Source organism: Spirosoma gilvum (genome assembly GCF_054776815.1).
Genome location: NZ_BAAHBH010000013.1, coordinates 113,426 through 133,951, shown reverse-complemented (window position 1 = coordinate 133,951; position 20,526 = coordinate 113,426). Strand labels below are relative to the sequence as shown.

The 20,526-nt window shown below is 47.8% G+C and carries 16 protein-coding genes; 4 read left to right on the top strand and 12 right to left on the bottom strand.

Annotated elements, in window-relative coordinates; genetic code table 11:
* Positions 1-82: 82 nt before the first annotated feature.
* Positions 83-370, bottom strand: coding sequence for a hypothetical protein (locus ACYVFD_RS29015; protein WP_461094020.1), 288 nt, complete (start codon positions 368-370; stop codon positions 83-85).
* 216 nt (positions 371-586) lie between these two features.
* On the opposite strand from ACYVFD_RS29015, the gene ACYVFD_RS29010 reads away from it, so the two are divergent.
* The 4 genes from ACYVFD_RS29010 (at position 587) to ACYVFD_RS28995 (ending at position 7,172) form a co-directional block, all read left to right on the top strand.
* A complete protein-coding gene (locus ACYVFD_RS29010) occupies positions 587-2,980 on the top strand; it encodes an ABC transporter permease (RefSeq protein ID WP_461094019.1) in 2,394 nt (797 codons plus the stop codon).
* Positions 2,981-3,184: 204 nt separating this feature from the next.
* Positions 3,185-3,859: a response regulator transcription factor gene (locus ACYVFD_RS29005; RefSeq protein WP_461094018.1), complete on the top strand. Its 675-nt coding sequence runs from the start codon at positions 3,185-3,187 to the stop codon at positions 3,857-3,859.
* A complete protein-coding gene (gene omp85, locus ACYVFD_RS29000) occupies positions 3,856-6,624 on the top strand; it encodes an Omp85 family outer membrane protein (protein ID WP_461094017.1) in 2,769 nt (922 codons plus the stop codon). The genes ACYVFD_RS29005 and omp85 overlap by 4 nt, the downstream gene beginning before the upstream one ends.
* Positions 6,625-6,758: 134 nt before the next feature.
* Positions 6,759-7,172: an EamA family transporter gene (locus ACYVFD_RS28995; RefSeq protein WP_461094016.1), complete on the top strand. Its 414-nt coding sequence runs from the start codon at positions 6,759-6,761 to the stop codon at positions 7,170-7,172.
* Positions 7,173-7,213: 41 nt separating this feature from the next.
* Here ACYVFD_RS28995 and ACYVFD_RS28990 read toward each other — a convergent pair whose 3' ends face one another.
* From ACYVFD_RS28990 to ACYVFD_RS28940, 11 genes are all read right to left on the bottom strand, one after another.
* Positions 7,214-7,924, bottom strand: coding sequence for an outer membrane beta-barrel protein (locus ACYVFD_RS28990; protein ID WP_461094015.1), 711 nt, complete (start codon positions 7,922-7,924; stop codon positions 7,214-7,216).
* A gap of 3 nt (positions 7,925-7,927) precedes the next feature.
* On the bottom strand, positions 7,928-8,986 hold the full coding sequence (locus ACYVFD_RS28985) for a hypothetical protein (protein ID WP_461094014.1): 1,059 nt from the start codon (positions 8,984-8,986) through the stop codon (positions 7,928-7,930).
* A gap of 59 nt (positions 8,987-9,045) precedes the next feature.
* On the bottom strand, positions 9,046-9,804 hold the full coding sequence (locus ACYVFD_RS28980) for a LytR/AlgR family response regulator transcription factor (RefSeq protein ID WP_461094013.1): 759 nt from the start codon (positions 9,802-9,804) through the stop codon (positions 9,046-9,048).
* A 2-nt stretch (positions 9,805-9,806) separates the two neighbouring features.
* On the bottom strand, positions 9,807-10,895 hold the full coding sequence (locus ACYVFD_RS28975; RefSeq protein ID WP_461094012.1) for a sensor histidine kinase: 1,089 nt from the start codon (positions 10,893-10,895) through the stop codon (positions 9,807-9,809).
* A gap of 84 nt (positions 10,896-10,979) precedes the next feature.
* The gene (locus ACYVFD_RS28970; RefSeq protein ID WP_461094011.1) at positions 10,980-11,477 is read right to left on the bottom strand and encodes an anthrone oxygenase family protein; all 498 of its coding nucleotides are present in this window, start codon (positions 11,475-11,477) and stop codon (positions 10,980-10,982) included.
* Positions 11,478-11,656: 179 nt separating this feature from the next.
* Positions 11,657-12,025 (bottom strand): DMT family transporter, encoded by a 369-nt coding sequence (locus tag ACYVFD_RS28965; protein WP_461094010.1) that lies wholly within the window; start codon positions 12,023-12,025, stop codon positions 11,657-11,659.
* A 59-nt stretch (positions 12,026-12,084) separates the two neighbouring features.
* Positions 12,085-13,308, bottom strand: coding sequence for a BamA/TamA family outer membrane protein (locus tag ACYVFD_RS28960; protein ID WP_461094009.1), 1,224 nt, complete (start codon positions 13,306-13,308; stop codon positions 12,085-12,087).
* Positions 13,309-13,345: 37 nt separating this feature from the next.
* Positions 13,346-14,512: a glycosyltransferase family protein gene (locus ACYVFD_RS28955; protein ID WP_461094008.1), complete on the bottom strand. Its 1,167-nt coding sequence runs from the start codon at positions 14,510-14,512 to the stop codon at positions 13,346-13,348.
* A 191-nt stretch (positions 14,513-14,703) separates the two neighbouring features.
* On the bottom strand, positions 14,704-16,149 hold the full coding sequence (locus tag ACYVFD_RS28950) for a metallophosphoesterase (RefSeq protein ID WP_461094007.1): 1,446 nt from the start codon (positions 16,147-16,149) through the stop codon (positions 14,704-14,706).
* A 124-nt stretch (positions 16,150-16,273) separates the two neighbouring features.
* Positions 16,274-17,707, bottom strand: a complete 1,434-nt coding sequence (locus tag ACYVFD_RS28945) for a hypothetical protein (RefSeq protein WP_461094006.1) — start codon at positions 17,705-17,707, stop codon at positions 16,274-16,276.
* A gap of 39 nt (positions 17,708-17,746) precedes the next feature.
* Positions 17,747-20,500 (bottom strand): TonB-dependent receptor, encoded by a 2,754-nt coding sequence (locus tag ACYVFD_RS28940; protein WP_461094005.1) that lies wholly within the window; start codon positions 20,498-20,500, stop codon positions 17,747-17,749.
* Between the last annotated feature and the right edge of the window lie 26 nt (positions 20,501-20,526).

Below are 20,526 nucleotides of genomic sequence, written 5' to 3'. Positions count from 1 at the left end.
TCATGCCCAAATCAAGAACATAGCTACAGTCATTAATTGTTTAATGTGTTTTCTCACTATCAGAATTGAACGTAAAGTAAGGCTAATCCGAAACGGTCAACCTACTCCTCAACCCATCTAAATCAATTCCTTGTTGATGGACCAGTTGGGAACGTCTGAATTTCTGTTTTTCAGCCAAACGGAGTACGTCTCGGCCTAGTTGACAGATCATCTGGCCCCGTTGATCTTCATTTTCCAATTGGGCATAATCCAGTCGGTAAGAAGCGAATAAATCATCTTTTTCTTTTTGGTCCAGGTTAGCATTTCCCTTTATCTGACTCTGATGCTTGATTCTAAGCTTTATAAACAAACGATTCCAGGCTGATTTCATACCTAAATTCCTGCTAAAAAAGATTGGAATTAAATGGAGATGTTGTCAATGATAGATACGTAAGTGGGTCGTCATGAGTGGGGTCAAACAGGGAGCGATTTATGGAATACGTGAGGGCATTGCATCTAAAAATGCATAAGCCACCCTTCAGTTAATAGCCTTCTTATGCTCGACAATTATTTTAGAAATGCCTGGCGTAACCTAAATCGTCATAGGTTGTCTTCGTCGATAAATCTGCTCGGATTAGTGGTCAGTATGGCTAGCTGTATCCTGATTATCCTGTATGTTCAGCAGGAACTGAGCTACGACAATTACCACCAAAACGCGAAACGAATTTTCCGGCTAACCACTCGCTTGACTGTAGATGGCAAAGAAAACCATACCGTCTGGACACCGAACTTTATCGGCCAACATGTACAGACGGACTACGCCGAGGTAGAAAAGATTATCCGCCTACAAGGCAACCTGGGTAAAATGACGTTTAAGTCAGTGACGAAGTCAACGCTTAAAGCACCCCGATTGGTAAGCCTTGACCAGGTATATACTATCTTCGATCCGTCCTTTTTCCAGGTCTTTACCTATCCCATGCTGGCCGGTGATCCTAAGACAGCCTTGATCCGGCCTGGATCAATGGTCATTACGGAAAGTGTAGCCCGGAAGTTTTTTGGTCCGAACTGGCAAACGGGTAAAGGCGTGCTCGGCGAGATGCTACAATCGGGCGAAAACACCTATCAGATCACCGGCGTACTTCGTGATATACCGCCAAATACAGATATGCCCTTTCAAATGTTGATTTCCCAAGTGGCAACGCAGTTAGAGAAACAAGCCTGGTGCATTACCTATGTCTTGTTTAAGCAAGCGGTCAGTGGAGAGAGATTTCCTCAAAAACTGGCTCAGATTGCCCAAAAGATACAGCCTGATTTTGCCAAAAGAGGAGGGCATATTGACTTCGCTTTGGAAAATATAAGGGACATCCATTTAGGTGAACCAAAACTGTTCGACACCCCAAAGGCTAACCGGACCTATTTACTCATTTTCTCCCTGGTCGCTGCTTTTTTACTGCTCATTGCGTCAATTAATTACATAAACCTTTCCTTGGCCCAATCGGCCGGGCGAAACCGGGAAGTAGGCATTCGCAAAGCGATTGGGGCGGGTCGCTTCCAATTACTGGTTCAGTTTCTAGGCGAATCGCTCCTGCTGACCGGGGCAGCCATATTTCTCTCGCTGTTATTGGTGATCCTGCTATTACCGATCTATAACCAGCTAGCCGATACGCACTTTACGCTCGTTTCGCTATTAAATTGGCCAATGGCGGGCTTATTGGTGGGGATTTTTATCATCATGGGCGTTTTAGCTGGTAGTTACCCGGCCTTTTATCTGGCTTCTTTTGAGCCGGTAATAGCAGTGAAAGGTAAACTTCGTCTGAGTGGAAAATCAGCGAAAGCGCAGGTAGGGCAATCGCTAATGGTGCTCCAGTTTACTATTTCGGTCGCCATCATTATTGGTACGTTGGTTGTCTACAAGCAGTTACGTTATCTACAGCATAAGGATTTGGGCTTTCAAGGAGAACAGGTGCTGGTGGTAGACATTCCTCAAGCCGCGGCTAACGGGGCTATCCCACTCAAAAAGGCCCTTTCCGGTTTAGCTTATCTCCGCGGGGTAACTCTAATCGGCTCCAACTCCCTACCAAGTCAGGAGATGAATCTCTCGGCATTCAACTTGGAAAAGGATGGGAAAATGCTACCCCTCCCTCAACGCACCATTAACGTAGACGAAAACTACTTGACCGTCTTAGGCATTCCCCTAGTTGCTGGTCGAAACTTCACCACCTCGACGTCCAGTCTGCAGAAGAATGGAGAGGCTATCCATGAAGTAATCGTCAACGAAGCCTTAGTAAAGAAGATGGCTTGGGGGATCGAACCAGAAGCAGCTATAGGCAAAGACCTCAGTCAAGGTCCAATTGGCCAGCAAACATGGCGCGGCAAGGTAGTGGGCGTGGTAAAGGATTTCCATTTTCAATCGCCCCAGAAGCCCATCGAGCCAATGGTATTACAGAATACTATGGGGCAATTCCCTGAGAAAATGCTCGTACGATTATCCGTCGGTCAGTTGCCCGATCAAATCAGCCTGATCGAAAGTCAGTGGCGAAAGATCGTACCGAATCATGCCTTCGATTTTGCTTTTCTGGACGCTACGTTTGACAAGCAGTACCAGCAGGAGCGTCGGCTAGTCACAATTTTTACTTATTTCAGTCTGCTTACGATTTTAGTCGCTTGTCTGGGCTTATACGGATTGGCTTCGTTAGCCACTTCTCAGCGAACCAAGGAAATAGGCATTCGTAAAGTGATGGGTGCTAAGGAGCCTGGTTTAATTTACCTACTATCAAAGGAGCTTCTACTACTGGTCGGACTTGCTATTCTACTGGCGAGTCCATTGGCTTGGTTTGCCATGAATTGCTGGTTACAGGATTTTGCCTACCATATTTCGATTGGCTTAGGGGAGTTTATGCTGGCCGGAGGAGTAGCCTTTTTCATTGCTGCTCTGACCACGGGTTATCACGCCATTCGATTGGCCCGCACCAATCCAGTAAGGGCTTTGCGGTACGAATAACTTACGCTATAGCTCTATCGTCTACTTTCCGTTGTCATCATTTTTAAATGAGCTTTGCAGCATTTTGTTAGACCGTAATATGATAAATTATAGTGCTTCGGGTTTATTCTGAGTATTTTATAGAAACGGAACGGCGGCAATAGCCAGAATCATCATCAGAGTCGCTTCAAAATTTCTTCAAAATTGGTTGGGTATTTTGGGTTGATGAAAATCCTGATCATTGAAGACGAGCCGGATCTGGCGAATAGTATTGCCGACTACTTGATAGACGAAGGCTACCGTTGCTCGTTTGCTAATACATTCGGGCAAGCGATGCAAAAGATTGCCGATTATACTTACGACTGCATTCTGCTCGACCTCATGTTGCCCGGTGGCGATGGAATCACCATTCTGGAGTCCATAAAGCTGCAGGGAATTCTTAACGGTGTCATCATTATTTCAGCGAAGGGCGCACTCGATGACAAAATCAAAGGTCTTCAACTTGGAGCGGATGATTATTTAACCAAACCATTTCATTTAGCCGAGTTGGCCGCCCGGATCTACTCCGTTATCCGCCGAAAGCACTTTGGACACGCCAATCGCATTCAGCAACATGAATTGACGATCGATCTGCTGGCAAAAACAGTACACATACACGAATCCGCCATCCTGTTAACCAAAAAAGAGTTTGATCTACTGGTCTATTTTCTGAGCAATAAAAACCGGGTCATTTCGAAAAGTACATTGGCCGAACACCTTTCGGGCGATTTGGCCGATATGCTGGATAATCATGACTTTGTGTATGCACATATCAAAAACCTGAAGCGAAAACTGGCCGAAGCTAATTGTACTAATTACCTCAAAACAGTCTATGGAACAGGATATAAATGGGAGGTATGAAAAAGCTACTAACTCGAACACTCACCTCATTTACCCTATACGCGTTGGTGGTTCTGGCCGCCAGCATTCCCGCTTATTATTATCTGGTCAATAGCATTTGGCTGGAAGAACTCGATGAACACAATACTATCCTGGCGGATCGGTCGGAACATGAACTTAACCAGATAACGCTCAGCGATCGCGAATTAACCGAGGGGATTGCGCTATGGAACAAAATCCAGCCCGGAACAAACCTGGAGAAAGTTGCGTCGGGAGTCGATCACGGCGATAGTACGTACACGGTGAGTAAGCGACATCCGGCCGTTCAGAACAACGAACTAAAGCGATTCAGAGGTTTAGCCCGCATCATTCGAATCAATGGCCAATCTTATCGTCTGGTAGTCGAAACCAACGTCGAAGAATCGGAAGAGATTGTGATAGCCATTGCGGTCTTAACATTTTTCTTCTTCTTGATTCTGGTTATCGGTTTTTTGCTGTTGAACAAACGGCTGTCTGTTCACGTATGGAAACCGTTTCAGCATACGCTGGCCGAGTTAAAACGATTTAGGCTGAGTAGTCAAACCGAGCCAACCTTTGAACCGTCGGATACACTGGAATTTGAAGAATTGAACGTAGCGTTACGAGGGCTAATTCGGCAAAATATTTCTACGTATCGCTCGCAAAAGGAATTTACCGAGAACGCATCACATGAATTACAAACTCCGCTAACGATCCTTAAAAACAAACTGGATTTACTCCTCCAAAGAGAAGCGGTATCGGAGCGGCAGTATCAATTGATTGAAGAAATGAACAGGATGTTGACCCGCGTTTCCCGTATCAATCAAAATTTACTGCTGCTTGCTAAAATAGAAAATCGACAATTCGACGATCACCAATCCATCGCGATCAGTGAACTCATTGAGCAATCGCTGGGCCAACTCGCTGAGCCCATCGAGAGTAAGAACCTTATGCTGTCTAGCTCAATTTTACCAGACATTGAGATCGATGGAAACAAAACATTGACCGAATTGCTGATCAATAATCTGCTAGCAAACGCTATTCGACATACGTTGCCTGGAGGAAGGATTCAAGTTAAACTCAAGGAGCAAGAACTGTGGGTAGCCAATACGGGTAGCCAATTGCTTAATGCCCGTACGTTGTTTCATCGCTTCAGTAAACAATCCAATGATCGATCAGGAAGTGGTTTAGGGCTGGCGATTGTGTACGAAATCTGTCAGTCGCACTATTGGTCGGTACAATACCACTTTGCTAACGGCTACCAGCAATTTACCGTCTGTTTTGACAATTCAAAATTTCTACAAAATCGCCCCTCAGTTTTACCGGATAACTTATTCAGTTCATCCGTTATGAGACGCCCTATTGTTATTTATTTGCTATTTCTGTCAGCTTCAGTGGCTTACTCACAGGAAGTTAAGCCAGCACCTATCTTCGAACCTGACACGCTTTCCTTTATCAAATCAAAACGTATGTCCGCTGACGATCTGGCGAAAAAGCGGGAAGGGACCTTCATTACGGGCATTCCCGATTTTTCGTCTGACCCGGTCACGGGCTTTGGTTTTGGGGTACGGAGTAATATTTATTGGAACGGAGAGCGAACTAACCCTCTGTTTGCCTACACCCCGTATCTGGTTCGGCTGAAGGCCAATGTCGCCTATTATACCACTAATGCAAGGGAGCTGATTTTATCTCTGGACGTGCCGTATTACCGAGGAAGTCGCTGGCGATACCGGATTGACTTCAAAGCCCAGCAAAATCCAGCCAACCTATACTTTGGGTCTACAGAAAAAACACTGGGGCCACTGCGATTGCCTTCAGCTCAATCTGACGATCATTCCTTCCCGACCTATGAAGCATTTGAACAGGCCCGAAAAACGCTACGTCCCGGTAGTGTGGGCGAAGCTGCTCAAGTGACGGACGCGCTGTCGAATCGCTTCCGGGAGACCGAATGGATGCTCAATCTGAAAGCAGACTATGCGATTGGCAAAGGGAAATGGCGCGTGATGGGTGGCTATGAGATCCAAAACCTGAAGTATGCAACCTTTGAAGGATTGACGGCTGAGGCCATTGATCCAGCAACAGGTCAGAACACCACGGCACCGAATGGTACGTCATTGTTACGGCGCGATTTTGAGCAAGGTTTGGTGACGGGCCTAAATGGTGGCTGGGTATCCATTATTCAGGCGGCTCTGATCTACGACACGCGCGATTTTGAACCCGATCCAACGCGGGGGGCTTATGTAGAACTGGCCAATGAGTATTCCAGCAAGTATATCGGTTCGCAGTTCGACTTCAATAAATTGTTTCTACAGGGGCGTTATTATCAAAAACTACCCTGGGGTTCCCGAACCGTACTGGCCGGACGAGTTGCCGCTGGAAACATTTTTGGCGATCAAGCCCCATTCTTTGAATTTCAGGATCAGTGGAGTCCAGATGGAAGCATCAATGCGCTCGGGGGGAAGCAATCACTTCGCGGTTACCGGGCGAATCGGTTTTTAGCCCGATCTTTATGGTTTGCCAACGTGGAGCTACGAGTTCGGTTAGCGGAAGCGAAGTGGGGCAAGCAACGATTTGGCTTTGGTGTAGCACCATTCGTTGATGCAGGGACGGTGCGTGATCGGTGGCAGGATCTAAACCTATCGAACATTAAAACCTCCTACGGAGCGGGCCTCCGAGTAGCCTGGAATCAATCGACAATCCTGTCGTTAGATTATGGAAGATCCCGCGAAGACCAACTTATATTCTTTGGGATTGGTCAGGCATTTTAGTTGACTAAACCACGCCCAATGCTGTCCTGAAAGCGTATTTGAATTAACTTCCAGGATGGCATTGGACGTCATTTGATCTTTGCTTCAAAAATGCTTCAGATTCTAGGGTTTCTTTTAACTTTAAAAAGTTAACTATGTGGTGGATTTATGCGTTACTCTCAGCCTTGTTTGCAGCCCTGACAGCGATTCTGGCAAAAGTCGGCATCAAAGGGGTTAATAGTGATTTGGCGACTGCCATCCGAACGGTTATAATTTTGTTAGTTGCTTGGGGATTAGTGTTTTGGCGGGGCGGAATCGAAACGTTGCCTAACCTTACCCGCCAGAACTGGCTATTTCTGATCTGTTCGGGGCTGGCAACAGGTTTCTCCTGGATATTCTATTTTAAAGCTTTACAGCTTGGTAAGGTTTCGCAGGTAGCACCGGTCGATAAGTTGAGTGTTGCCATTGCCATCGTCCTTTCGGTTGTGTTTCTGGGCGAGGCCCTAACCTGGAAAGCCGCTATAGGAGCCGCCCTGATTATTAGTGGTACGCTGGTTCTGATTTTGTAAACGACCGTTCTGGCTCTCAAATGGATAGCAGGCTTCGAAACTTAAAATCGCCTTGATAATCCAATTGTCAAACCACCAGAATAGAGATGCTCCCGAACAGCTAAACCAGGCCTTAGGGGCGTTACACCATACTGAAAGTTTGGCTCAAGCTTTACGTTCATTCGTGGAGAAACCGGATATCGAATCCCGGCGCTTACTAAGGCGAACAAACTGAATCGGGAAACACCCACCTCTTTACGACTCGTGGATTCGGTTTGCCGATCCGCATAACGAGCGATAAGCTTGACCTGTTGACCGATAAACACATTCATTGCCAAACCTACCTCAACGAAGCCCTGTAGTTTACTATGCCCAAACGTATAGGTTACCTTTCCAGGAATACTTAGAAATTTATAGGTAAAACGAGTCGTGCTTGAAACAGGCATATCTGTTGTTGTACTGGGCCATTCCAGTGTCTGCGGGCGAGTTTGGTAGCCTCTTGAGACATAGAAGATTCCCGATTCCAGCGCAATCCGTTTACTCATCGGAACAGATATGGTAACGCCAGCATCATAACCCCATTTGGAAATTTCACGTCCATTTCGGTCGGCAATTACTAACGCATCGGTGGACGTAGCACTAATCGTACGGTAGCAGAGTGAAGGCGAAACATTTATGCCAATCGATGCCCGATTTGGCTTTATGCTTGCTGGTTGCTGGCCAAACACCAGGATTGGCATCAGGAAGGTCAGCATGAATGAAATAGCGTTCATCACTTAGGGTAAGCTTTTGATGTACGATTTAAGTAAAGCTAATCCCGGCTGATCGACCACTGTTGTACCCAACCGGGGCATGGTGCCCGATTCCATCAATTGGATAATCTTGTCTTTGTGGCTAGCAATCGTCGTCTGATCGTAAGGAAGATCATACCCAAAAAATAACTTTGTGCTGGCTGCGTATCCCGCAGCATTGTGGCAGTGGGTACAATTTATTTCGGCATACGCGCGAGCTCGTTCCGACAAGGGTAAAGCCGAATTTGAATAGTCGGGTAAGGACGGCACAGTAGCCGGGGTAATTGAACTCAATACCCCGGCCTGTTGCAGGAAATCAAGTTGATTGATCGTTTGGTTATTTCGATTTACAGGCCGATTCAGGTTTCGCAATTTGGGGCCAATTGGTAAGACTTCACCGCTTAACTGGTGGCAGGTTGTGCATTCCCGGTTACTGGGAACATGGTAGGAAATTATCTGTGCATTTCCACTTGCATCGATCCAGTTTACTGTTTTGTTGAAACCACTCGTAACCAGCGTTGCATCTTGCTGATCATCATTCCAGAGATAGGTCGCTACGTTCCAGCCTAGCTCTGTTTTAATTAGGAGCCGCGTTTCAATGATTACTTTTCCTTTCGACGTATCTCGTTGATCCTTGTCATAATAGAATGTCTTCACAATCATCGTACCGTTGGGAAAGCCAGGAAGACCCTTCCCTTGCGAGGTCAACGTAGTACCTGGGGGAAGCTTAATCAACCGCTGCTTCTCTGCATAATCCGTAAAGAGCGTAGCCGATAATTCATAGAGATGGAAGCCAACGGATGGGGTCAGGTTAGATGGCTTTCCTTGGAAAATGCCGTATTGCGAAAGTTTGGACAAAAACGGGCTAGTATTCTCTATGGCAATCAATCCGTCGTTCTGGCAGGACACAATTAGTCGAATCAGGACTACCCCCAACAGGATACATACCCCTATTATCAGCTTCCTGGCATGTAGATTCCTTTTTTCAAGGCACAAACGAATCTGTACCAGCTGAATCAGCCGGTTGAAACCGTGATTTTCCATAAAGGCCTATTGATTAGTTCAGGGCTGGTCGCTTACTCATCTGAATGAGTGCCATCGGTTTACAATAAGTTGAGTTGAGCTAAAATTTCCCGGCCATTCGTACTGGTTTCCAGTATCGACCCTTTCGTATCGCCTAAGGTCAGTAAATAGCTGCCATTGAGTCGTTTTCGGAGTTGCCGAATGAGGAACGTATTGACTATACAGGCGCGACTGATCCGAATGAACTGATCGGGAAGTAAATCAGCCAATTCGGTAAGGGCATAATCAACCAGATGCTGACCGCCCTCAAGCGTATGTAGTAAGACGTATTTACCTGCTGCCTGAAAGTAAGCGATTTCGCCCAGCGCTACCAGTTGTAACGTATCCCCATTTTTAACCATCATCCCCTGAATGGGCTTAGGCGGTTGTGCCTGAGTGAATAAGGTTTGCAAGGTTTGCTGCGTCAAGGGAAGAGGCTGTTGATATAAGCTTATTTTCGCTACTGTTTTTGCCAGGCGAGTGGCATCAATAGGCTTCAATAAATAATCCAGTGAATTCTCCTCAAACGCTCGTAAGGCGTACTGGTCATACGCGGTAGTGAATACGACGTAAGGTTTGTAGGGGAGCTGAGCCAGCATCTCAAAACCCGTCAGTTTGGGCATCTGAATATCCAGAAAAATAACCGCCGGTTGAAGTGATTTGATTAAGGTAATACCGTCAAAACCATTGGTCGCTTCCCCGCAAATCGACAGGCTATCCCTGTAGTCAGCCAGTAGGTGACGAAGCCGCTCTAACGCCAATGGTTCATCGTCGATTAATACAATAGATGAGGTTGCCATGCTCAAAGGGGAATCTGAATAAGTACTTGTTTGTCAGGTGCATTTTGCAGCATAAGGCTAGCCCTTCCTTCATAAAGCAGGCGAAGCGTTTCGTGAATACTCATCAGTCCATACCCATTCACTGCCTGAGAAGGGAACGAGTCCCCGTTGTCCCGGACGGTAATGTGCAAATTCGATCCTTGCCGACCAATCGACACCAGGATTTGTCCAACACCAAGCTGGTTGCTGATACCGTGTTTAACCGCGTTTTCGACGAGTGGCTGAAGCAAAAAGCGGGGTATTTCGACCTGACCTACGTCGGGGTCAACTTCAATGGTATATTGGAGTCGATTGCCAAATCGATACTGCTCAATCCGCAGATAGCCAGTAACAAAAGCCACTTCGTCCGTTATAGGTGCTACAAGCTGAGCCGACGCGTTGGTTGCTGCCTGAAATAGTTTGCTAAGTTCAACGACCATCTCATCGGCTTTGGCAGGCTGTTTATAGACTAAACTGCTAATACTGTTTAACGTGTTATAGAGGAAATGTGGATTGATTCGGGCCTGTAAGGCTGTTAACTCGGCCTGCGTTTTGAGTTGGGCTAAACGGGCTAGTTCATATTCCTGTCGACGAATGATCCGGCTGGCCGAATTTGCCCGCTGCCAGGAATAAAAGTAAAGGCAGACCGCAATGGCGGGTGAAAACAGGTAAACTACATTCTGTTGGAAATGCGCTGGGCTTGGGTGATGCAAGAGATGTTTGAAGGCATATACCCACATCAGTTTCTGAACACCTAAGGTAAGCAGGCAGGTAAGTCCAAACAGGACTAGGTACTTGATGGCATTCGTTGGCAGTTGGTTTTCAATCTGGACAAAAGCAGCTAAAATACCCAAAGCCATTCCGGCGCTAAGTAAGCTACTGAGCACCCGAATTAAGTCTGTATCATCATAGAGTGAACCGACTCTGATTAGCATCTGGGTTAGATACAGAATCGCACTCATTCCGTACACTGTCAGCAGGAGAAAGACGAGCGAAAAAGCAATTCCCCGAACCGGATCAGAAAACATGTCGAGCAGCTGACTCTTTTCCGATATGGGCGGAGACAGTGGCACGGATGTAAGAGATGTGTGATTGACCATTGGAAAAAGCCGCTAAACCAGTTATATCGATTATAAAGCACTTGGCTTCTGACTAAGTTAACGAATATCCGAAGGTATACTCGACAATTTGTTGTGGCTTAAGGTATCCGCCAGAATCAGGCAGACAAAGCCCCCTATTGCGCTGATCGTCCGGTAGGTATGGAATCGATCCCACCGAGCCATAATGTCCAGCCAATTAGCCGGTGGAGTGGATAGATTCCAGGTTTTAATAACCAGGTTGATCGGTACATTACCAAGTCGAGTGATTAGCAGCGTCGACAGGCCCAAGCACACTGCCAACAACGCGAATGATCGGCTTAAGCGCGAATGTCTAACCGTCCAGGAAAACCAGATTGACATACCAATAGCGATACCCATCGATAGTTGCATAGTGAGCGCGTTATGACGCATCAAGGCCGTGCGAAACGCTAAATGAATTGGCGTAGGAACCTCCCAGAAGGTCGGCAAAACGTTGACGGTGGCATAGAAAAAAGTACCTGCCAACAGGCCGGTAGACAATAAGGCGATGGGTTTAGCAATTTGGTTTGGGTTCATAAAGTAGGCGTAGGGTTGCTAGTTTGGCGTCGTCGTCTGACAAAAGTAGCCCGCTTGCTTATTGAACGAAAGTCTATTCCGATGGGTGAACCTATATTGGGATTGACTGAACCAAAAGCACGAATGAGTCATCGTTAGTCACTATAAATTGACCGCCTAAACGCCCGTCGAAAACACTTTTAGACTGATAATTCCCACGGTAATCCTCCGATTGAAAACAACTCCGCAAATGACCAACTAGTTTTGAGAAGGACGATGTCTCCAATCTTAATGAATACCAGCGACAGGGCCATCCAGACCGCGAAGGCCGTTGCTGTAGGGATGGTACGCATTGCTACGGACAATAAAACCGAATTAACTGCGCCAAAAACAATGTAGCTAAGCCAAGGACCTAAAATAAGCCAGCCTTCAGAAAGCTGGTAGAAACTCGACCAGCACAGTGTTTTGAGTGCGGTGATTTGGATAAATTTTAAGGAATACGTCCAACTCATCTGGCAAATTGCAGCGCCTATCAGACAGAGCCACGACAGGGTGTTTTGTTGTATCATTTGTGTTTTTAGTGGAATAGAATCCGATCCGTATGATGGATAGAAATGACTGTGTTGAATCAGAAGAGTTCACCAATGTTGAAATAGAGGCTTCGGGAACCATCGGCCCCAATGCCATAATCAACCGCGAAGTTGACGCCGGAGAGTTTGTTGAGTTTCACTCGTAACCCAGCACCAGCCGCTGGTAACAGTTTAGCGAACTGTTCTGTGATGGGTTCGGAAATCATCTGTGCATTGGCAAACGCAACTCCGCCCAACACGCCATTGCGCATCAGGCGAAACCGGTACTCCACCTCACCATACAACAGATTCTTACCCCGAAATCGCCCCTGAATATACCCTCGAGCAACATTGCTGTTGGCATCCCAACCTGTACTGGGTAAATCTAAATAAGGTGGCGTTCCCTGCAATGTCAGGTTAGTATAACTCCAGAATGCCAGAATATTCGGGGTAGTGACAGGCCAGTTGATGTATTTCCGAACATCGACAAGCAACGACTGGTAATTCGTGTCGCTGCCTAACAACTGGAAGTTGGTACGAAGTTGAACGTTCGCAAAAAAACCAGCTTTCGGGTTCAGCATGTTGGTACGGCTATCATACAAGAGATTGATTGTCAGACCCGACGACACGGTCTTAGTTGTACCATCTAACATATACTCTCCGATTGGCACCGGATCGCCCGTAGCTTCCCCAGGCCGAATAGCCCAGTGATAATCCAGGCTATAGCCACCACCCACATACAGATTAGGTGCAACTAATCGGCTGACCGTCTGGTAAAACCGAACATAATTGTAGTCAATTAATCGAGAGTTCTGTAGGTTTGTGAATCCACCCAAGCCGTAGGTTAGTTGCGGATAATGCATGACGCGCAAATCGCCCGTCAGGTTGAGCCGATTACGAGGAAACCATAGGTTAGAAGCTGTATGAAAAATAAGTTGCTTGTTCTGCGTGTAGGCCAGAATCGGATAAATTGACGATACGTTCGCATCAGTAGCCCGGTACGCCAGATTCCCTCCAAGATAAGCTGCTAACCGGGTTTGTGGTTCGTAGCCAATGCTGGGTAATATCCAGGCAAAGACTTTTCCCACAGGCATTGCAACTGAATCCTGATTTTTAAACTGGAGCTTAGGAAAGAGTCGTTGGACGTAATACAGGATATCGCGCTGATTGCTGAATTCGGGCGTCTGATCAGGCATACTCGCTTCCTGAGCAAGGCCTGAGTATGCTCCACACACCAATAGAATCAACAATAGAGACGAACGAATCGGTAGCGAATTGGTCATGGGCCGAACAGAAAAACGTATAAACTCAACTACCGATTCAGAACGTTGTGTCCGAGTTTAACTTGATGAAACGGGATAAAATCGTTTGCGCGCCAACGCCTTTTTTTGATTGGTCGGTAACTCGCTGGAGTGCCGTTAGAAACAAACGCTGCCCCTGGGCATACCATTTCCGAAATTGCTCGCTTCGTCGTTCATCATAGGTATCTGTATAGTCCATGAGCCGGTCCAGATCAAACGTACAATCCGCAATCCCGGCTCCTACCCGCTGACCGTCGAGTGCATTACAAGCCTGTTCATAATGAGCGGGTTGTGGCATCATCAGTACGGGCTTACCCAGATAAAGTGCTTCGCAAACGGATTCAAAACCAGCTGTTGTCATTACCGCCCGGCAATGTTGCATGGCATCGAGATACTGCCTGCCGTCGATGGGTCTGAATTCTAACGTATCCGACCGCTTTTCAACCACCTTGGTTTGGGGATGAAAATAGCGGATGGGTATATCAGGACGCTGTTGATTGGCTTTCAGTACTTCGGTTTGCAAACCGGGCTGTGTCGTATACGCCAGCACAAAGGGTTCGGAATCGGCCTTGCTGACCCGGTGGCGAACGGTTAATTCCTGCCGAAGCAGGGGCGGCATCACTCGCAACCGTTGACCGGGCTTATCGGGCAGTTCGTCAAACGAGAGTCCCCAACGTTCGGTCGCCCCCCAGGCGTTCAGGCGAATTAGTGCTTTAAAAAGTAACCGGTCCAGCCACTGACCCAATGGAAAAGGGAAAACCGGATGAAAAGCCATACATTGATGGCCCACGCAAACCATAGGCACGTTCGGTCGGTAGATACCAAACGTTAGCCCGCCCAGCAACTCGAAAAAATTAACGACGACATCGGGCTGTTGTTCCTCAATTGCGTCGCGTAGGTAAATCAGGCTTCGCTGGTAACAACCCAAATTACCAAGGATACCACGCAGTGTATTTTTTAAATCAAGCGCGTTGGTTTGAGGGTTGTACACCAATAAAGGTCCGGCAACGGCTGTAATAGGCCCCTTGAACTGTTCCCGAAAAAACGCGGGAACTGGTCGCCCGTCCGCTACGTTGACCCAGGCTCCTACAAGCTGATGCCCAGCCTGCTGAAGCAATTGCGCCAGCGAAATAGCCTGTGTAAGATGACCTCGACCTTCTCCCTGGACAACAAATAAAACCCGCATGCGCTATCAGTTTGGTTGTATTCGTACTGGATAAATCCGCGTTCTCAATACGGCGAGTGAGATTCACTTATGTATTTATCCATACGTCTACAATCAACTGTGGGTGGGGTGCGCTCATGAAAAACGGGTGGCCCAGTGGCTGTTCATACCATCAAGGCACCCGTGCACATTTTGCTTTTATCGATATAAAGCTACTTGGTCACTTTAAATGAGTCGAGTTCCTTGCCATTCACATCAATCTGGCGAATTGTCAGGGTCTTGCCATCTACGTCAGCAACGGTAAGGGAATGGACATTCGAAAAAAACTTGTCGGTAAACCGCTGCCACGAGTCAGGATCGTTGTTCTGCTCAGGGTTATAGAGTGTTTGCCCACCAGCACCCGTTACCAGATATATGATGCCTTTGGGAGAAGTGTTCGTTTTTCCATCGAAGGATTTGTCGAGCGTCCACTGGCCGTTGACCACCCGGCCACGAGCCAGTTTAGCGCCCATATTGGACACTAAGAGCACCCCCTTTTTGTCAGGGACAAATGTCAACGGAAACGAGCGTTGGTAGTTATGCACATGTCCTGTAAATACCACATCGACTTTGCCCGCTTCAAAAATGGGCGATAAAAGCCGTGTATGTTGCTGCTCGTAATGCTCCCTGGCTGAGTTGAAACCCGGATGGTGGAACATCACGAACCGCCAGGTAGCCTCTTTAGCACTGGCCAAATCAGCCGCAATCCAATCTTGTAAAGATTTGTCGGTAAAATCAACGTAGGGGTTTGAGTCAATCACCGTCCAATGGGCATTCCCGTAATCGAAGGAGTAATTCGACATTTTCAAATAAGCCTCACCAGCGGCATCAGTAAAGGCTTTTCGGTTATCCGCCGAAGCCGTCATCGTGGGAACCAAGGGGCCACCTTCCGTGCCGGTTATGCCGTTTAACGGCTGATTCCAATAATAGTAATACGCCAATGCATCGGGGTATTTATCCAGATCGCGGGTATCCGTGTCGTGATTACCGGGGGCTACAATCATCGGCACCGACCGCAATAAAGGCGCTCCCGCCGTATCGACCTGATTGGCGTTGTAGATGGGCCAGAAACGGGAACGATACTCCGAAATCAGTCCCCGTTCATAGACGATATCACCCGGAACGACCACGAAATCCGGTTTTGCCAGATAGGCACGAGAGGCTAGTTTTTTCTGAGCGGGCGTTTCGGCACCAATATCGGCAAACGCAACAAATCGGTACGACTGATCGGCCTTTTTCGAGGCCTGTCCTTCAGCCGTAAACACAACCTTTCCAGCTTTCAGCACCCGGTAATTGAATTTACTGCCCGGCGTTAGACCGGTCAAAGCCGTTTGAAAAACCCGGTGCGGTTCAATGCCAGCCACGGCCACACGAACGGAAGTAGGTGTTCCCGTTTTCTTCCACGGGCCGTTTGCGTTAGGTTGATACTCAACCGTCCAGTCCATACCTGTGTCGGGGGCGTGCCAGAGCAGCTGAAGGCTTTCCGGCGAGGGCGTACGTCCAATCTGAAGATAGGGCCGGGCAATAAACGGGTCGTCCATTTTATTGTCTTGCGCCGAACAGGCCTGTGCGACTAAAAACTGACCTAGTAACAACAGAAGTATAATGTTTTCTTTCATTAATGGCTAGTTTATTAGGAGGGAATAGTTTTATTCCAAGATGCCCTGCGGAAAATGAGATTCACCGCATGAGTAGGCTATCTCTTTTCACCGCCGGGCATCTTGGTATAAATTTTCGTGATACTTAATGAAGATTTCCCTTTCCGTTGCTCGGATAGGCACCAACATCGGTGCTTGGTGGCGTGATCTCGGTGGAGCCATACCGTTCGCTAACGGGCACGACAGTCAACGGGCTAAAGCTTGTCGTTCCTTTGCCAAGCGCGGGCGATGTGGACTGCAATCGGAAGTTCCAGGTACCGACAAAGCTAGCATCGGCAATTTTTTTCGTCGCTACATACGGCAGCGGGAAGTTGACGAACATCGGATTGTTTTTCTGAACGACCGCCGATCCGTCATACACAGCCCCTGGTTTATAGCCAGCAGGCAAAAACGAGGATGGGGCTGGAATATCGGTCGTCTGCGGCTTGGTATAGAAGCCCGTTGGATAGATCTGATTCGCCATTTTCAGTGAATCGACGTAGTTGTAGTTGTAGCCATACTTGATGTTGGCTGTGTCAGCGATGACCAGTGCATTTCCTGCGTAACTGGCTGTGGCACCGACCACCCGTGGGCCATATTTACAATCGACCATCAGGTTGTTGTAATAGCCACCTTTCGCGCCGTTTTCGAAGTTGATCGAACCCCCACGACCATCCGCCGACCGGCGGTAACCGTTGGCAATCATCGTGTTGTTATACATCAAAATATTCGTTTGAGGCTGGTTGGTAGCCTGGCCATCATTCGAGGCTTTGGGGCCGTTGGTCGCCATGCCAATGATCAGGTTGTAGGCAAAGTTACCAACCGTACCACCCTTTACATTCCAGGCTTCGCCCCCAGTAAAGCCGCACTTCTCGAACGTATTTCGCATGACGTTGTACTTACCTCCGAATGGGCGCATGGGATCGTCAATCGACCCATATACCCAGGAGTCTTCCAGCACGACAATACCATCCGAGTTTTTCGACGTTAGCGTATACGCATTGGCGCCGTTGGCGAGGAAGGATACGGGCGACGTACCCAGTTTACCACCCCCAAAATCGAGGTGTGTCCACTTGATGATGATATTTTTAAACGTGGTTTCGCCGGCAATACCACCCCAGAAACCTTTATAGGCTGGGTCGGCCGTAGGATCAGAGCCTACCGTTTCGTTCTTGACGGCTACTGAACTTGGTACGGTAAAGTAAATGGGTTTATCCTGCGTACCTAGCGAAAGCAGCGACCCTTTCACCACAAAACACCAAGCCCCTTTGCCATCAAACAGGACTTTAGCACCTGGCTGGATCAACAGCGTATCGCCTTCGTTGATAAACACGTCGCCCGTTACGTTATAAGTCGAATCGGCTTTCAAGGTTCCTTTAATCGATCCCGTTAATGGCGTTTTGGTACTAACGGCCTGCCCAACCTGATACAGAGGAGCCGATACCTGTACATTTTCGGACTTGCTACAACTAAGCAAGCCGGACGTTAAGCTGGCAATCATCGCAATGGCTAACCAGCCGAGTTGAATCTGACGTTTCATTCGGTTTGAATTTTAACTTACTAATTGATTGATCGTTTATTATCGTTTGTAGCGTAGTCCAATCAGGTACGACTGTTGAAACACGTCTTTCTGTACGGTAATCCGGTCGCTTCGATCCTGATCGGGGTAACCAGTTAGGGTATTAGGGCGCAGGATATCGACGATGATAGGGTTATTGAGCAGATTGGCGAGCTTGGTAAACACGCTCAGCCGACCACCGTGGAAGCGTTTTTCCGCTGAGAAATCCACCTGCGAGGTACCCCGCTGCCAGTAGTCTAGGTCTTTATAAGCCGATACAATATTGATTCGCTTGCCCGTATAGACCCAGGCCAATTGCGCATCGAAGCCAATTTGCTGATTTTTATACATCAGCGACAGGTTCGCAATATGATCCGACTGCCCCTGAAGTGGCCGGGTTTGCTCAACATCGGTTACTACTGTACTCCCATTGGCATCGCGGCCATATACCCGCTTGGTGGTTGTGATGCTCGACTTGGTATAGGTGTAATTACCGGATATACCCCAGTTGCTAAAATATTTAGCAAACACCAGCTCTGCTCCGTAATTAATGGCCGTACCGTAGTTGATCGGCTGGTAAACGATATTGTTCTGGGCTAACTGGCTGAACCCATATTCAATAGGATTCTGGATATTTTTAACAAACGCTCCCAGAAGAACCTGTTCATTGCCCCTCGGAAAGAGTTCGTAACGCAGATCGATATTATCGGCTACTGTATGCTTGAGATTAAAATTACCCGTCTCAGTGAAAAAATCGCCGGGGAACGAAGCCGGTACAATCTCAAAGTAACCTGGTCGGCTGATACCCCGGAAGTAGGACAAGCGCAGGTTTTCACGGGCCGATAACTGATATTTCAAATGCAGGCTAGGTAATAGATCCAAATAGCTGATATTTCCCGTTTTCCCAGTTGCGGTAACCGGCAGCTGCGACACGTAGGATTGATTGGTGTTTTCGACCCGAACGCCACCGACTACCTGCCAGTTATCTCGTGAAAACTTGCCCTGTATGTACCCAGCTGTTACCTGTTCCTTCGCTGTATAGTTGTTGGCATTGGTACTATCTGGATACGCGTACGATTCGGGCCGGAATGAGAAAATGGCTTTATCAACGCTTGTAAATACTTGTCGATCACCACCTGGTAACACCGTCGCTAACTGGTAATCGTTATAATAGTTATCCCGAGCTTTATCCCGATACATACCCCCAACTGACAGATCGAACGTTGGAAATAGCGTATACGTTAGATTCACATAACCAGCTATATCACGGTCGTTGTTGCGCGTCCAGATATAGCTCATGTCGTTGATATACAGCGTCGACGTAGACTTGCCATCCGCGCCCTGACTCGTGCGGCTGGTCACCGAAAGATCGGTCCAGCTCGGCGTCTGACTTTTCGCTAATGAATACACTGCTGACCAATTCAGCTTTAGTTTGGGAATGAGTGCATGATCGCCCTGAAGCGTAACGTTGTAGATGTTCTGGCGCCGGAATACTGAGCGATCGGTGGTGGTCACGTCGCCAATTTGCACCAGTTGATTCCCCAGCACGGTGCGGTGCTGTTTGTCATCGAGCTGCATAAACAGTCCGTACAAGCTTAGCTTATTGGCCGACGAACTTCCATTTCGACTTAGATCATAGTCGAGTTTAAGGTTGACGCCCGTCCGGGCCTGTTCGTTGGAATACGTACGCTGCTCGACGAATTCGAAAATAGGCGTATTGGGAACAGGATCGGGCGAGGGTTGGCCATACAGTCGTAAAAACGACGACTGACTGCCCCGGTAGGTGTGTTGATAAGAACCTCCGACCAGAAATCCCAATCGTTTATTCAATACTCTGTTGCCAATTGACAAACTCATTAACCCATTAACAGGTAATGGCACATCCTGATACTGGGCTATTCGCGTGGAGAAATCGCTCGGTTTAGCCGCATACCGATTGCTCCCGGCTACTTCGGAGGGCGAGCGAAAATTAATATCAGCCGTACTGAATCCCGAAAAGGGTCGGTTACTAAACAACTGGCTATACCCGCCTGATACGGTGGCATTCACCACCAGGTAATCAGGTGCCGAGCGCATAATCATGTTCATCGAACCGCCAATGGCATCGCCTTCCATATTGGGCGTGAGCGCTTTTACTACCTCCAGGCGTTCGAGCAAATCGGCCGGGAAAATATCCATCGGCACGAATCGGTTTTTGTTGTCTGGGCTGGGGATTTTGATCCCATTAACCAATGTATAATTATACCGGCGATCCATGCCCCGGATGATGGCAAATTGCCCATCACCCGTCGCGTTTCGCACGACTGATACCCCTGATACGCGCTGCAACACATTCGCCACCGTAACGTCGGGCAGAAGCGAAATCGCTTTGGCGCCAATGATATTTAAGACATTATCGGCTTTTTGTTCGGTCTTCCGAACGTTGTTATCACTCTCGCGGTCGCCGGATGCAGTGACTACCACCTCGGCCAGATCACGACTACTTTCCGCCAGGGAAAAGTTCTGAACAACTACTCCGCTCGTAATGACAATCGTTTTCTCTGTTTTCTGGTAACTCACGTACTGCACCAGACAGGTATAGGTCCCGGCAGGAACGTCTTTTATGTGGTAGTTACCATCCAGTCCAACCGTACCGCCGTATTTGGTATTGGCCAAACTTACCGTTGCACCGATAAGTGGTTCACCCGTGCGTGCATCCATCACGGAACCTTTCAGCGCTCCTGCCTGCACCGCGAATGAGCCAAGTAGTAGTAATACGTATAAAGTGAATTTCATTGCTTTGGCGTCAAATCGTTACTAGT

What these genes read in the sequence shown, in the direction of transcription:
- ACYVFD_RS28950 (WP_461094007.1), bottom strand. Translation starts at nt 16,149, where the DNA reads ATGAAAGAAAACATTATACTTCTGTTGTTACTAGGTCAGTTTTTAGTC.
- ACYVFD_RS29005 (WP_461094018.1), top strand. Translation starts at nt 3,185, where the DNA reads ATGAAAATCCTGATCATTGAAGACGAGCCGGATCTGGCGAATAGTATT.
- ACYVFD_RS29015 (WP_461094020.1), bottom strand. Translation starts at nt 370, where the DNA reads ATGAAATCAGCCTGGAATCGTTTGTTTATAAAGCTTAGAATCAAGCAT.
- ACYVFD_RS28960 (WP_461094009.1), bottom strand. Translation starts at nt 13,308, where the DNA reads ATGACCAATTCGCTACCGATTCGTTCGTCTCTATTGTTGATTCTATTG.
- ACYVFD_RS28955 (WP_461094008.1), bottom strand. Translation starts at nt 14,512, where the DNA reads ATGCGGGTTTTATTTGTTGTCCAGGGAGAAGGTCGAGGTCATCTTACA.
- omp85 (WP_461094017.1), top strand. Translation starts at nt 3,856, where the DNA reads ATGAAAAAGCTACTAACTCGAACACTCACCTCATTTACCCTATACGCG.
- ACYVFD_RS28985 (WP_461094014.1), bottom strand. Translation starts at nt 8,986, where the DNA reads ATGGAAAATCACGGTTTCAACCGGCTGATTCAGCTGGTACAGATTCGT.
- ACYVFD_RS28965 (WP_461094010.1), bottom strand. Translation starts at nt 12,025, where the DNA reads ATGATACAACAAAACACCCTGTCGTGGCTCTGTCTGATAGGCGCTGCA.
- ACYVFD_RS28995 (WP_461094016.1), top strand. Translation starts at nt 6,759, where the DNA reads ATGTGGTGGATTTATGCGTTACTCTCAGCCTTGTTTGCAGCCCTGACA.
- ACYVFD_RS28970 (WP_461094011.1), bottom strand. Translation starts at nt 11,477, where the DNA reads ATGAACCCAAACCAAATTGCTAAACCCATCGCCTTATTGTCTACCGGC.
- ACYVFD_RS28980 (WP_461094013.1), bottom strand. Translation starts at nt 9,804, where the DNA reads ATGGCAACCTCATCTATTGTATTAATCGACGATGAACCATTGGCGTTA.
- ACYVFD_RS28990 (WP_461094015.1), bottom strand. Translation starts at nt 7,924, where the DNA reads ATGAACGCTATTTCATTCATGCTGACCTTCCTGATGCCAATCCTGGTG.
- ACYVFD_RS28940 (WP_461094005.1), bottom strand. Translation starts at nt 20,500, where the DNA reads ATGAAATTCACTTTATACGTATTACTACTACTTGGCTCATTCGCGGTG.
- ACYVFD_RS28945 (WP_461094006.1), bottom strand. Translation starts at nt 17,707, where the DNA reads ATGAAACGTCAGATTCAACTCGGCTGGTTAGCCATTGCGATGATTGCC.